Annotated in this window: 14 protein-coding genes; 6 read left to right on the top strand and 8 right to left on the bottom strand. The window is 75.9% G+C overall.

What is annotated here, in order from left to right:
* The first annotated feature begins 41 nt into the window (after positions 1–41).
* Together Sya03_RS23740 and Sya03_RS23735 are read left to right on the top strand one after the other, a co-directional pair.
* Positions 42–611 carry a histidine phosphatase family protein gene (locus Sya03_RS23740; protein WP_203940609.1) on the top strand — a complete coding sequence of 190 codons (570 nt, stop codon included), beginning with the start codon at positions 42–44 and terminating at the stop codon, positions 609–611.
* Between the two features lie 82 nt (positions 612–693).
* On the top strand, positions 694–1314 hold the full coding sequence (locus Sya03_RS23735) for a class I SAM-dependent methyltransferase (protein WP_203940608.1): 621 nt from the start codon (positions 694–696) through the stop codon (positions 1312–1314).
* Here Sya03_RS23735 and Sya03_RS23730 read toward each other — a convergent pair.
* Complete coding sequence (locus Sya03_RS23730; RefSeq protein WP_239107795.1) at positions 1295–2155, bottom strand: LLM class F420-dependent oxidoreductase; 861 nt, start codon at positions 2153–2155, stop codon at positions 1295–1297. The two genes, Sya03_RS23735 and Sya03_RS23730, sit on opposite strands and share 20 nt — an antisense overlap.
* 154 nt (positions 2156–2309) lie before the next feature.
* Between Sya03_RS23730 and Sya03_RS23725 the strand changes: the two genes are divergently transcribed.
* Both Sya03_RS23725 and Sya03_RS23720 read left to right on the top strand, forming a co-directional pair.
* Positions 2310–3344 (top strand): SGNH/GDSL hydrolase family protein, encoded by a 1035-nt coding sequence (locus Sya03_RS23725; protein WP_203940606.1) that lies wholly within the window; start codon positions 2310–2312, stop codon positions 3342–3344.
* A 185-nt stretch (positions 3345–3529) separates the two neighbouring features.
* Positions 3530–4117 (top strand): TMEM165/GDT1 family protein, encoded by a 588-nt coding sequence (locus tag Sya03_RS23720; protein WP_203940605.1) that lies wholly within the window; start codon positions 3530–3532, stop codon positions 4115–4117.
* Here the strand turns inward: Sya03_RS23720 and Sya03_RS23715 are convergent.
* From Sya03_RS23715 to Sya03_RS23685, 7 genes are all read right to left on the bottom strand, one after another.
* On the bottom strand, positions 4114–5190 hold the full coding sequence (locus Sya03_RS23715; protein ID WP_203940604.1) for a lactonase family protein: 1077 nt from the start codon (positions 5188–5190) through the stop codon (positions 4114–4116). The genes Sya03_RS23720 and Sya03_RS23715 overlap by 4 nt on opposite strands.
* 47 nt (positions 5191–5237) lie before the next feature.
* Complete coding sequence (locus tag Sya03_RS23710) at positions 5238–7301, bottom strand: ATP-binding SpoIIE family protein phosphatase (RefSeq protein WP_203940603.1); 2064 nt, start codon at positions 7299–7301, stop codon at positions 5238–5240.
* Positions 7298–7654, bottom strand: coding sequence for an STAS domain-containing protein (locus tag Sya03_RS23705; protein ID WP_203940602.1), 357 nt, complete (start codon positions 7652–7654; stop codon positions 7298–7300). Before Sya03_RS23705 ends, Sya03_RS23710 begins: the two co-directional genes overlap by 4 nt.
* 96 nt (positions 7655–7750) lie before the next feature.
* On the bottom strand, positions 7751–8041 hold the full coding sequence (locus Sya03_RS23700; RefSeq protein WP_203940601.1) for a DUF1540 domain-containing protein: 291 nt from the start codon (positions 8039–8041) through the stop codon (positions 7751–7753).
* A gap of 140 nt (positions 8042–8181) precedes the next feature.
* Entirely contained in the window at positions 8182–9198 is a 1017-nt protein-coding gene (locus Sya03_RS23695) for a glutathione S-transferase family protein (RefSeq protein ID WP_203940600.1), read from the bottom strand.
* Between the two features lie 80 nt (positions 9199–9278).
* Positions 9279–9908 (bottom strand): hypothetical protein, encoded by a 630-nt coding sequence (locus tag Sya03_RS23690; RefSeq protein ID WP_203940599.1) that lies wholly within the window; start codon positions 9906–9908, stop codon positions 9279–9281.
* A gap of 36 nt (positions 9909–9944) precedes the next feature.
* Positions 9945–10586: a hypothetical protein gene (locus Sya03_RS23685; RefSeq protein WP_203940598.1), complete on the bottom strand. Its 642-nt coding sequence runs from the start codon at positions 10584–10586 to the stop codon at positions 9945–9947.
* Positions 10587–10765: 179 nt separating this feature from the next.
* On the opposite strand from Sya03_RS23685, the gene Sya03_RS23680 reads away from it, so the two are divergent.
* Positions 10766–12844 carry a sensor histidine kinase gene (locus Sya03_RS23680; RefSeq protein WP_203940597.1) on the top strand — a complete coding sequence of 693 codons (2079 nt, stop codon included), beginning with the start codon at positions 10766–10768 and terminating at the stop codon, positions 12842–12844.
* Positions 12837–13490 (top strand): response regulator, encoded by a 654-nt coding sequence (locus Sya03_RS23675; protein ID WP_239107794.1) that lies wholly within the window; start codon positions 12837–12839, stop codon positions 13488–13490. Before Sya03_RS23680 ends, Sya03_RS23675 begins: the two co-directional genes overlap by 8 nt.
* The last annotated feature ends 3 nt before the right edge of the window (positions 13491–13493 follow it).

Here is a 13493-nt window from a genome sequence, read left to right as displayed (position 1 = left end):
TTCCCGGGCCGCGGCGCGCCCGATGCCGTACCGTCCAGGCCATGGCGGAGATCGTCCTGATCCGGCACGGCCAGACCGAGTGGAGCGCCAACGGGCGGCACACCTCGTACACCGACCTCGACCTCACCCCGGTCGGCGAGCAACAGGCCCGCGACGTGGGCGTGCGCCTGGCCGGCCGCACCTTCGCGGCCGTCCTGAGCAGCCCCCGCACCCGCGCCCTGCGCACGGCGGAACTCGCCGGCCTCACCGTCACCGACGTCACCGACGACCTCACCGAGTGGAACTACGGCCGGTACGAGGGCATCACCACGCGCGAGATCCGCTCCCACGTTCCCGGCTGGGACCTGTGGACCGACGGCTGCCCCGACGGCGAGAGCCCCGACCAGGTCGCCACCCGCCTCGACCGCGTCCTCGACGCCGCCGTCGGCCACACCGCGGGCGGCGACGTCGCCCTCGTCGCCCACGGCCACGCCCTGCGGGTGGCCGGCGCCCGCTGGATCGGCTGGCCGGCGTCCGCGGGCGGCCGCCTGCGCCTGGACACGGGCACCCTGTCGGTCCTCGGGTACGAGCACGACCGGCGCGTCGTCCTCGAATGGAACGCCGGCCGCTGACCGCTTGCGAACGTCAAGCTCGTGCCCGCGGCGCTGTGGCCGCTCGGGCGGGAGGTCGTCGAGGCCTGACTACGGTGGGGCGATGAGCGACGAGGCGCCCGCGGCGTGGTTCGAGCGGCTGTACCGGCAGGCCGCGGCGGGGGAGGCGGAGATCCCGTGGGACCGGGGCGGGCCCAACCCGTACGTGGCCGGGTGGTTCGCCCGCGAGGGGGTCGAGGGGCGCGGCCGGCGGGCGCTCGTCGTCGGCTGCGGGCTCGGCGACGACGCCGAGCACGTGGCCGGGCTCGGTTTCGAGGTGACCGCGTTCGACGTGGCGGAGACCGCGGTGCGCACCGCCCGGGCCCGGCACCCCGGCTCCGCCGTGCGCTACCGCACCGCCGACCTGACCGACCCGCCCGCCCAGTGGGCCGGCGCGTGGGACCTGGTCGTCGAGAGCCTGACCGTGCAGTCGGTGCCGCGGTCGCTGCGCCCGCTCGTCACCCGGCACATCGCCGGGTTCGTCGCCCCCGGCGGCACGCTGCTGCTGCTCGCCGGGGTGCTGCCCGACGGCGTGGACGAGGAGGACGGCCCGCCCTGGCGGCTGCGCCGCGACGAGGTCGACGCGTTCGCGGCCGCCGGGCTGACGGCCGCTGACGTCGAGCGGTTCACCGGGGACGACGGCCGCACCCGGTGGCGGGCGGTGTTCAGCCGAGCCGCGGGATGACCTTCTCGGCGAACTGCTCGGTGAACGCGATGGGATCGCCGGCCGGCATCGTCTGCACCTCGGTGACGCCCAGGGCCGCGTACGCCTCCGCGTCGGCGAGCCAGGCGTCCACGTCGGCCAGCGGCGGGCGCACCATCAGCACGGTCTTGGTGATGTCGTCGTAGTCGCGGCCCTCGGCCTCGCAGTGGGCGCGCAGCACGTCGAGCTTGCGGGCGACGTCGTCGGGGGAGGTGCCGAACAGGTTGCACAGCTGGGCGTACCGCGCGACCAGCAGCAGCGTCTTCTTCTCCCCGCCGCCGCCGATCATCACGGGGATCTTGGGGCGGCCGAGCGGCTGCGGCACGCACAGCGTCTCGGCGAGCCGGTAGTGCCGGCCCTCGTACGGGCCGTTGTTCTCGCTCCACATCTGGTCGCAGATCTGCAGCGTCTCCTCCAGCCGCTCGAAGCGCTCCGCCACGGGCACCACGGGCACGCCGAGGCCGACCTGCTCGCGCTCGTACCAGGACGCGCCGATGCCGAGCCGGGCCCGGCCGCCGGACAGCACGTCCAGGGTGGTGACGATCTTCGCCAGCAGGCCGGGGTAGCGGTACATGACGCCGGTGACGAGCAGGCCGAGGGTCATCCGCTCGGTGCGGGCGGCGAGGTAGCCCAGGGTCGTGTAGCCCTCCAGCATCGGCTCGTCGGCCGGGGCGGACGCCTCCATCTGGAAGTAGTGGTCCATGACGGTGAACGAGTCGAACCCGGCGTCCTCAGCGAGGCGCGCCGTGGCGCCGAGGGTGGGCGCGATGCGGGCCGGGTCGGCCGGGGTGGCGAAGTTCCAGTAGTGCAGGCCGAGCTTCACGGTGGCTCCTCCGGTGGCGGGACGATCGCGTTCCATCCTGCCGCGCGCGTTGCTGCCCCGTAACGTCTCGGCCGTCCCTGGCGTGCCGATTTGCGCCGATTGTTGAAAAGATCATGATGTTGCAGTGCGCAGGGGAGACGGCCGAACGGAGTACGTGAGGACTGTCGCCCACCTGCGCGCGCTGGCCCTGCTCGGCGTGCTCGCGCTCGCCGCCTGCGGGACCACGCCACCGCCCCGCGCCCCGGCCGCGCCGGCCGCCCCGTCCCCCGGACCCGCGGCCGCTCCCGCCACCGGTCCGGCCGCCGGGCCCGCGGCCGCCCCTGCCACCGCTCCCGCCGGCGCGGCGCTGCCCGCCGCCGGCGCCGCGACCGCCGCCCCGCCCGTCGCGGGCGTCGCGCCGCCGCCCGCCGGGACCGGCGCCGCACCCGGCGCCCCGGCGGCCGCCGCCGCGCTGGCCGGCATCGAGCCCGCCGCCGCCCGCGCCCCCCGCGGCAGCGCCCTGCGCCCGCTGCGGATCATGCCGCTCGGCGACTCCATCACCCTGGGCCGCGGCGACCGCCTGCGCGACGGCTACCGCCGCGAGCTGGGCGCCCTGCTGACGGCGGCCGGGGTGCACCACGACTTCGTCGGCTCGCAGCGCGACGGCACCGGCCCCGACATCGACCACGAGGGCCACAGCGGGTGGACGATCACCGAGGCGCGCGGCCGGGTCGGCGGCTGGCTGGCCGCCGCCCGCCCCGACGTCGTGCTGCTCGACCTGGGCACCAACGACATGATCCAGGGCATCGACCCCGGGTACGCGCCGGTGCGCCTCGCCGACCTGGTCGACACCATCCTCGCCTGGTCGCCCGACGTGCGGGTGGTCGTGGCCACGCTCATCGTCACGCCCACCCAGGGCCAGTTCGCCGCCCGCCCCGGCCGGGCCCGCGCCGCGCCGCTGATGCTGGCGTACAACTCGCAGGTGCGGCTGCTCGCCGCGGCCCGCGGGCCGCGGGTCCGCCTCGCCGAGATGGCCGTGGTGCGCTGGGCGGACACCCGCGACGGGCTGCACCCGACGCCGCGCGGCTACCGGCTGATGGCGTACCGCTGGTACCAGCAGCTCGCGCACCTCATGCCGGGCGGCGCAGCGTGGCCGGCGCCACCGGCTGTGACCAAGGCCGCGGCGCGGCAGGGCCGCCGGGTCGGCTAGGCTCGGATGCAGCGAAGGGGAGTAGCTCCCAACGTCGTGGTCGACACACTGGCGCTCCGGCGCCCGGCCACGCGGCCCCGCCCCTCACGGGCGACGGCGGGCGAGACCTTCGGCTCTGGCTGCATCAGCCGGGTCGAGGTCGCCACGCGTCCCCGCTCCCGGCCCACGACCGGGAAAGGGTCTTCATGGACGGCGTCCTTGCCGCGACCGTACTGAGCTTCGTCGTCATCTTCATCGCCGAGCTGGGCGACAAGTCCCAGCTCATGGCGCTCACGTTCGCCACCCGGTTCAAGCCGTGGCCGGTGCTGATCGGCATCACCGTCGCCACCGCCGTCGTGCACGCGGTGTCGGTCGGCGTGGGCTACGGGCTGGGCGCCACCCTGCCGACCGACTGGATCTCCCTGATCGCGGGCGTGGCGTTCCTCGCCTTCGGCGCGTGGACGCTGCGCGGCGACAGCCTCACCGAGGACGAGCAGGCGCGGGCGGCCCGCACCCGGCGCTCGGCGATCATCGCCGTCACGGTGGCGTTCTTCCTCGCCGAGCTGGGCGACAAGACGATGCTGGCGACGATCACCCTGGCCACCCAGCACGGCTGGTTCGGCACGTGGCTCGGCTCGACCGTCGGCATGGTCGCGGCCGACGCCCTGGCGATCCTGGTGGGCCGCCAGCTCGGCCGGCACCTGCCGGAGCGCACGATCCGCATCGGCGCGGCCCTGCTGTTCTTCGCCTTCGGCATCTGGCTGGTGATCGAGGCCCTGCTGCAGCTGCTCTAGGCGATGAGCACCTGGGCGACGCCGGCCGCGGCCAGCGTGCCGGCCGGGGTCGGCCTGCCGGTCGCCGGGTCGACGGAGAACCAGCTGACGTCGCCGGAGCGCTGGTTGGCGACGTAGAGCCAGCCGCCGGTGGGGTCGAGCGCCAGGTGACGCGGCCAGTCGCCGCCGCAGGGGTGCGCATCGGTGAACGTGAGGCCGTCCGCGGTGACGGTGAGGACCGCGACGGAGTTGTGGCCGCGGTTGGACACGTAGACGTGACCGCCGCCCGGGGCCACGGCGATCTCGCCGGGGAAGTTCGCGACGCCGGTCTGCGGGGGCAGCGTGAACACGCTCGCACCGGGGGTCAGCACCCCGTCGGCGTAGCCGCACACGGTCACGGTGGAGTTCAGCTCGCCCGCCACGTAGGCGCGGTCGCCGGCCGGGTCGAACGCCAGGTGCCGCGGCCCGGTGCGGGCCGGGAACGCGGCCCGCGACGTCTTGGTAAGCCTGCCGTCGCCGTCGAGGGCGTAGCTGACGACGGCGTCGAGTCCCAGGTCGACGACCAGCACCGCGCCGTCCGGGGCGAACACCACCTGGTGCGGGTGCGCGCCCTCGCCGTGCCGCTGGACGTCCGACGCCTCGCCCACCGTGCCGTCGGCCGCCAGCGGGTGCACGGCCACGGTGCCGCCGCCGTACATGGCGGTGACGAGGAACGCGCCGTCGGGGGAGACCGCCGCATGGGCGGGCCCGTTGCCGGTCGGCCGGCTGTTCAGCGGCTGCGGGGCGCCGTCCGCGCCCAGGCGCAGCGCGTGCGCGGCGCCCGCCGGGGTCTCGCTGACCGCGTACAGGGTCGGGCCGGAGACGGCCAGCCACGACGGGTCCTCGACGGCGTCGGTCCACGCGTCGACCGTCGGCGCGCCCGTCACCGGGTCGAGCCGGCCGACGGCGATGCCCCGGCCGCCCGACCGGGTGTACGTGCCGAGGAGGAAGCGCTGCTCCCCGGTCGCCGCGTCGGCGCGCAGCGCCGTCGCGGTCAGGGCGGCGGCCGCGCCGCCGACGAGCAGGGCGCGTCGGGTGATCCGGATCTGCTCCATGATCGCCACGCTAGCCCAATCCATCGACGGATGTGAACGTCGCCGGGTCAGCCGTGCAGCGGGACCTCCGCCCAGACCACCTTGCCGTCGGGCGTCGGGCGGCTGCCCCAGCGGGCCGCGAACGCGTCCACCAGCAGCAGCCCGCGGTGGCCCTCCTCCAGCAGGTCCGGGTCGTGCCGGCGCGGGGTGCGGTGGTCGGCGTCGGCCACGGCGATGACGAGCCGGTGGGCGCCGGCGTGCAGGCGCAGCCGCACCGGCGCGCCGGTGTGCCGCACCGCGTTCGCCACCAGTTCCGTCACGATCATCAGCGCCCGGTCGACGGCCGCGGCGGCGTCCCACCGCTGGAGGTTGTCGCGCACGAACTGCCGGGCGCGGGCGGCCACGTCGCTGTCCGCGGTCAGCGCCATCGCGGCCGTGCGCCGGTCCGCCGCCAGGTCGCGCACGTGCAGCAGGGCGACGTCGTCGTCGTAGCGGCCCTGGGTGAGGCCGCGGATCAGGGCGTCGCAGGCGGCCTCCGCCTCCTCCGGCGGCCGGGACACCACGTCGCGCCAGGCCGCCGCCAGGTCGGTGACCGTGTCCGGCAGCGCCCGGCGGCGCCGCTCCACCAGGCCGTCGGTGTACAGCAGCAGGGACGCCCCGGGCGGGAACGGCACCTCCCGCTCGGCGAACGCGGCGCCGACCCGCAGCGGCATGCCGAGGCGCTCGTCGAGGACGGTGACCCGGCCGTCCGGGTCCGCCACCGCGGGCGGCAGGTGCCCCGCGTTGGCGTACGTGATCGTCGCCTCGGCCGGGTCGTGCACCGCGTAGACGCAGGTGATGAACTGGTGGCCGGACAGCGCCGCGGCCAGCTCGGACACGTGCGCGAGCACCTGGCCGGGCGGCAGGTCCAGCAGCGCGTACGCGCGGATCGCCGTGCGCACCTGGCCCATGACCGTGGCGGCCGGCACCCCGCGCCCCATCACGTCGCCGATGACGAACGCGGTGCGCCCGGCCGGCAGCTCCACCACGTCGATCCAGTCGCCGCCGACCTCGGAACCGGTGGCGGCCGGCAGGTAGCGGCCGACGACCTGGAAGCCGGGCACCGTGCCGATGACGGGCAGCATGCTGCGCTGCAGCTCGGTGGCCATCGCGCGCTGGCGGCCGTACAGGCGGGCGTTGTCGAGGGCGATCGCGGCGTACCCGGCGATGCCCTCGGCCAGCTCCTCGTGCCGCGCCGTGAACCGGGCGCGTTCGGGGTGGCCGAAGAAGAAGCCGCCGAGCACCTCGCCGGACGACGGCGACACCACCGGCACGGCCAGGTAGCTGCACACCGGCAGGTGCCCCTCGGGCATGCCCGCGTGCGGGGCGTTGTGCCCGTAGCGCGGGTCGGCGGTGATGTCGTCGCTGCGCACGGTGCCCGCGCCGGCGAACGTCGGCGCGAACACCTCGGTGTTGCGCGGCATCGGGAACCGCTCGAACGCCGAGCGCGGCACGCCGGACAGGGTGTACAGCGTGTACGACTCGCCGTAGTCGTCGATGAGGTTGTAGAAGAACGCCCCGAACGCGGCGCCGGTCGCGACCACGGCCGCGTCGGTCGCGTCCTGGACGAGCGCGTCCAGGTCGAGCTGGGAGGTGAGCCGCCGCCCGATGCTCTGCAGGGTGTCGAGAAGGTCCGGCCGGGACGCCCCGGCGTCGTGCTCGGCGAGCGCGGCCTCGGCGCGGTCGAGCTGGTCGCGCAGCGCGTCGCGGTGGCCGGCGGCGTCGCCGGCGTGCGCGAGCAGCCCGGCGCGGATCCCGGCGGCGGCGGTGCGCAGCACGTCGTCGGCGCAGGCGCCCGGCCGGACGGGGTGCAGCTCGGCGGTCAGCGCCGGGCCGTCGCCGAGCGGCTGGTCCACCAGCACGCCGGTCCCCGTGGTGTGGCCCGCGGTGGCCAGGTCCGCGCCGGGGGACAGGCGCAGCCGCACGCCGGCCAGCAGCGGCCGGCCGGCGTCGTCGACCAGCTCGGCGAGCAGGGTCTCCGCGGCGCGCGCGGCGCCCGCGACCAGGTCGGGGGCGGCCTCCGCCGCGCGGCGGGCGGCCCCGGCGGCGCGGACGGCGCGCAGGCGCCGGGCGCCGTCGGCGCCCCCGGTCATCCCGCTACCTCGGCCAGCACCGTGCCGACGTCGGGCCGGATCAGGAACAGCCGGTCGAGCGACGTGACCCGGATGGCCGACAGCACCTGCGGGTTGGCGCCCGTGACGTAGAACCGGCCGCCGCGCTCGGCGGCCGCCTTGTGCAGGGAGATCATGGCGCCCAGGGCGCTGGAGTCGCAGAACCCGACCGCGGTGAGGTCGAGCACGAGGGCGCCGCCGTCGCGCGGCTCGCCGGCCAGGGCGGCGGTCAGCCGGGGCGTGCTGCCGAAGTCGAGCTCGCCCGCCACCCGCACGACAGTGAGCGCCGGTCCGGTGCGGTGTTCGACGTCGATGGTCACCGGGGCGCTGGTCATGGCCGTCGATGGTAGCCGCAGCAACGGCGCGGGCGGCCCCGGACCGTCGGTCCCGGGCCGCCCGTCGCGCGCGGTGCGCTCAGCGCTGTCGAGCGGTCAGCGCGGCTCGTAGGTCATGCAGTCGGCGATGTCCTTGCCGGGCGCGACCCGGATGGCGGGCGCGCCGCACTCGAGCTCGGAGTTGAACGTGCAGTCGGTGCGGTGGCAGGCGCCGACCTGGGCGATGACCCGGTCCAGGCCGCCCTTGGCGGTGGTGTCGATGAACGTGTCGCACCGCGCGGCCGAGCCGCCCACGGTGATCGCGAAGGCGTGACAGCCGTCGTGGTTGTAACCGCACCCGGTCACGGAACATTCGGAGACGCGGGGCATCTCAAGCATGTCGGTCATGGTGCTACCTCCTTCATCCGGCACCGACGATAATGCATTTCCGCGCTATTCGCCGGGCCGCCCCGCCAAATTTCCGCAATTGTTCCGACTAAGGTTCGCCTACCCATTCCGATAATCACTTAGGTAAGCCTGACCTGCCTTTACGGCAGCGGAGAATGCGCCGCGGGCACCTTTTCGCCGTCCGCCACCGGCCCCGGCGGGGTGCCCTCGCCGAATGGCGAACCGCCGAGCGACTCGCGCCCGTGCGGCGTCATCCAGTCGCTCAGGTCCGGGCCCTTCGGCACGATGCCGGTGGGATTGATGTCGCGGTGCACCTCGTAGTAGTGCCGCTTGATGTGGTCGAAGTCGGTGGTGTCGCCGAACCCGGGCGTCTGGAACAGGTCCCGCGCGTACGCCCAGAGCACCGGCATCTCCGTCAGCTTGCTGCGGTTGCACTTGAAGTGGCCGTGGTACACCGGGTCGAACCGGGCCAGCGTCGTGAACAGCCGCACGTCGGCCTCGGTGATGGTGTCGCCCACCAGGTACCGCCGGCGCTCCAGCCGCTCCGACAGCCAGTCGAGGCGGCCGAACAACCGGTCGAACGCCTTCTCGTACGACTCCTGGGTGCCGGCGAAGCCCGCCCGGTAGACGCCGTTGTTCACGTCGGCGAACACCACCCGGTTGACCGTGTCGATCTCCTCGCGCAGGTGCTCCGGGTACAGCTGCGGGGCGCCCGGGCGGTGGTGCGCCGTCCACTCCAGCGACAGGTCGATGGTGATCTGCGCGAAGTCGTTCGTGACGACCTGCCCGGTGGGCACGTCCACGATCGCCGGGACGGTGATGCCGCGCTCGTAGCCGGGGAAGCGCTTGAAGAACGCCTCCTGGAGCCGCTCGATGCCGAGCACCGGGTCGCGCCCGTCCGGGTCCAGGTCGAAGGTCCAGCTGCGCTTGTCGTGCGTCGGGCCGGCGACGCCCATCGACAGCACGTCCTCCAGCCCGAGCAGGCGCCGCACGATGATCGACCGGTTCGCCCACGGGCAGGCCCGGCTCACGACCAGCCGGTACCGGCCCGGCTCGACGGGCCAGCCGTCGCGCCCGTCGGCGGTGATCCGCGTGGCGATGTAGTTCTGGTCCCGGGTGAACTCCCCGGACGGGTTCACGTACGTGCCGTCAGCCATGCCCCCATCCTGCACCGGCGGCCCCGGTCACGTCGGGGGACGTGGCCGGGGCCGGGGGCCGGGCGGGGGTGCGGGGCGGGTCAGCGGGCGCCGGTCAGGTGCGGGCGCAGCGCCAGGATCAGGCCGAGGACGCCGTAGCCGACGAACAGGTGGCTCGCGCCGACGTACTGCCCGGCGGTCTCCCCGAACACCACCATCGCGGGGACGCTGACGACGGCCCAGCTCTCGGCGACCGACGGCCACACCCGGGCCGCGCCGCGCCACCGGCCGGCGAACGCGATCTTCACGCCGATGACGAACATGCCGAGCATCGACAGCGGCCAGAAGACGTCGAGCACCGCCAGCCAGAGGTCGTCGCGGAAGGCCGGGACGGCCGCGTGCAGCACGGTCCACAGGGTGGCCAGGGCGAGCAGCACGTACTCGACGCGGAGCAGGCCGCGGGCCAGCCGGGAGACGCCGGTCGCCATCGTCCGCAGCTGCGCGGTGACCAGCACGAACAGCGAGGCCTGGAAGGGCAGCGCCCCCACGTCGCCGAGGGTGATGCCGGTGGGGTCGGTGGCCTGCGGGCTGACGAGGAACATCGTGGTGCCCCAGACGGCGGCGCCGGCGGCGACGGCGATGCCGGCGCGGCGGACGAGGCGGGCGGTGCCGGCGGCGGGCGCGGCGGGGTCGTCGGTGCGGGCGGGGACGGGCGTGATGGTGAGCGACATGGCGAGGACTCCGGTTCCGGTCGTGGGTGGGGGTGGTCAGCGGGCGCCGGTCAGGTGCGGGCGCAGGGCGAGCAGCAGGCCGAGGCCGCCGTAGCCGATGAGGGCGTGCAGGGAGCCGACGGCCTGGCCGACGCCGACCCCGAAGATCACCAGGGCGGGCACGGACACGACGGCCCAGCTCTCCGCGACCAGCGGCCAGCCGCGCAGCGGGCCGGTCCAGCGCTTCGCGAAGGCGATCTTGACGCCGATGGCGAACATGCCGAGCATCGACAGCGGCCAGAAGGCGTCCAGCACCGCCAGCCACGGCTCGCCGCGCAGCGACCAGAACGCGCCGTGCAGCACCGTCCACAGCGTGGCGAGGGCCAGCAGCACGTACTCGAGGCGCAGCATCCCCCGGGCGAACCGGGAGGTGCCGGTCGCCGCCGTGCGCAGCTGGGCGGTGACCAGCGCGAACAGGGCGCCCTGGAAGGGCAGCGCGCCCAGGTCGACGACGGTGATGCCGACCGGGTCGGTGGTCTGCGGGCTGTAGGCGGCCATCGCGCCGGCCCAGATGGCGGCGCCGGCGGCGAGCGCCACGCCGGTGCGCCGGACGAACCGGGCGGTGTCCGAGGCGGCGGCCGTGGTGGCGGTGGTGGCGTCGGTGGTCGTGGTGGTCGCGGGGGCTGCGGTGATCGTCATGGCTGTGGTCCCTCGTTCCGTGCGGTGCGGTGTGCCCCGCTGACGAGGAGAACTCTGTCGGGACGCCGTCCCGGGCCGGCAGGGCCGCGCGCCCCCGATCGGGTCCCGCGCGGTGTCCCGGGCAGGTCGGGACACGAGTCCCAGAGACCGGGGGACGCCCGCGCTGCGACGATGGCGCGGTGAAGGACGACGCGCGCCCGCCCCGGGTCCTGCCCGCGCTGACCGTGCTGCTCGGGGTCGGCGCCATCGCCGCCGCGGCGGTGCTCGACGCGCAGGTGCCGGCGGCGCACCGGGCCGAGACCGTGCTGGACCCGGGCTGGTTCGCCGGGCTGTCCGGTGTCGCCCTGGCGGTGGCCGGGGCGCTGCTGCTGCGCCGGGCGCCCCGGCACCCGGTGGCGTGGGTGCTCGCCGTCACCGGCGTGCACTGGGCGCTGGACGGACTCGCGGCCGCGTGGCTCGCGTACGCCACCCTGCACGACCCCGTGCTGCCCGGCGCCGACCTCGCGTTCTGGGTGTTCCAGCGCCTCGGCGCGACCCTGCTGCTGTCGCTGCCGCTGATCCTGCTGCTGTACCCGGACGGCCGCCTGCCGCGCGGCCGGTGGTGGCGGGCGGCGTCCATCGCCGGGCTGGCCGGGGCGGCGCTGCTGCCGGCGGTGCTGCTCGTGGTGCCGTCCGGCATCGCCCAGGCCGACGCCGGCGGCGCGGTGCCCGCCCCGTTCGCCCGGCTGGACCTCGACCTCACGACCCTGCCGCTGCCCGACGGCGTCTGGTTGCCGCTGCTGGCCGTGGCGCGCGCGCTCGTGCCCCTCGGCCTGGTGGTGCCGTTCCTGGTGGTGGTGCGCCGCTACCGCGCCGCCGCCGGCGACCCGGTGCGCCGGGCCCGGATGCGCTGGCTGCTGTGGGCCGCGATCGTCGACGTGCTGGTCATGCTGTCGTCGACCGTGCTGCCGGAGGCGTGGACGTCGGTCGGCCTCACCGCCGCGGTCGCCGTCACCGGGCTGGCGCTGGCGATCGGCGTCGTGCGGCCGCAGCTCGTCGACATCGACCGGCTGCTCGGCGGCACGCTGGTGTACGCGGCGCTCGCCGTGACCGTCCTGGTCGTCGACGCGTGCGTGCTGGGCCTGGCCAGCGCCCTGCTGGGCGAGCGGCTGGCCGAGCGCGACGCCGCCGTCGTGGCGCTGCTGCTGGTCACCGCCGTGTACGGGCCGCTGCGGCACCGGCTGTGGCTGGCCGTGCGGCGGCTCGTGCTGGGCCGCCGCGACGACGCGTACGGGGTGGTGGCCGGGCTGGCCGAGCGGCTGGAACGCTCGCCCACCCCCGAGGTGCAGCTCGTCGCCGTGGCGCAGAGCGTCGCCGAGGCGTTCCGGTCGCCGTACGTGGCCGTGGAGGTGGACCGGGCCGGCGGCGAGCGCATCGTCGCCGCGCACGGCGTCGAGCCGGCCGACACCCAGGTGCTGCCGATCACCTGGCGCGGCGAGCCCGTCGGGCGGCTCGTGCTGCCCCGCGGCGGCGCCCGGGCCGCGCTGAGCGCCCGCGACGAGCGGCTGCTCGCCGACGTGGTCCGCCAGGCCGCCGCGGCCGCCCGGGCCTCGCACCTGGCCGGCGAACTCCAGCGCAGCCGCGAGCAGATCGTCGCCGCCCGCGAGGAGGAGCGCCGCCGCCTGCGCCGCGACCTGCACGACGGCCTGGGTCCCAGCCTGGGCGGGGTGGCGCTGCGCATCGACACCGCCCGCAACCTGGCGGCGAAGAAGCCGGCGGAGGCCGACCGGCTGCTGCGGCAGGCCCGCGACGACGTCACGGCCGCGCTGGCCGACGTGCGCCGCCTCGTGCACGACCTGCGGCCGCCCGCGCTCGACGACGTGGGGCTGCTCGGCGCCGTGCGGCAGCAGGCCGAGCGGCTGCGGGCCCCCGGGCTCACCATCACCGTGGACGGGGGCGACGCGCTCGACGCGCTGCCCGCCGCCGTCGAGGTGGCCGCGTACCGGATCGCGTCCGAGGCGCTGGCCAACGTGGCCCGGCACGCGTCCGCGTCGGTCTGCCGGGTGCGGCTGGCCGTCGAGGGCGGCGACCTGATCGTGGAGGTCGCCGACGACGGCACCGGCATCCCGGCCGGCACGGCCAGCGGCGTCGGGCTGATCTCGCTGCGCGAGCGCGCCGCCGAGCTGGGCGGCGACACCCGGATAGAGTGCCCCGACGAGCGCGGCACGGTGGTGCGCGCGCGTCTTCCGCTCGCAGCCGTGGAGGTGGCCCGTGCCTGACGACGACGTGCGGGTCGTCGTGGCCGACGACCACCCGGTCTTCCGCGACGGGCTCGCCATGCTGCTCGGCTCCGTCGACGGGGTCGAGGTGGTGGGCACCGCCGCCGACGGCGTGGAGGCGGTCGCCACGGCCGTCAGGCTGCTGCCCGACGTCGTCGTGATGGACGTGCAGATGCCGCGCCTCAACGGCGTCGACGCCACCCGCCGCCTGGCCGCCGAGGCGCCCGGCGTCGGCGTGGTCGTGCTGACCATGAGCGAGGACGACGGCACGGTGTTCGCGGCCGTCCGGGCCGGGGCCCGCGGCTACCTCGTCAAGGGCGCCGAGCAGGAGGAGATCGTCCGCGCCATCACCACCGTCGCCGCGGGCGGCGCCGTGTTCGGCGCGCCGCTGGCCCGCCGCATCGCCGAGTTCTTCACCGCCGGCCCGGCCGTGCCGGAGACGCCGTTCCCGCAGCTGACCGCCCGCGAACGGGAGATCCTGGAGCTGCTCGCGGCCGGGCGCTCCAACGCCCAGATCGCCGGCGCGCTGTTCCTGTCGCCGAAGACGGTGCGCAACAACGTGTCCAACGTGTTCGCCAAGCTCCAGGTCGCCGACCGCGCGGAGGCCATCGTCCGGGCCCGCGACGCCGGCCTGGGCCGCGGTTGACAG

Source organism: Spirilliplanes yamanashiensis (assembly GCF_016863475.1).
GTDB classification, from domain to species: Bacteria; Actinomycetota; Actinomycetes; order Mycobacteriales; family Micromonosporaceae; genus Spirilliplanes; species Spirilliplanes yamanashiensis.
This window is presented reverse-complemented; position numbering and strand designations above follow the sequence as displayed.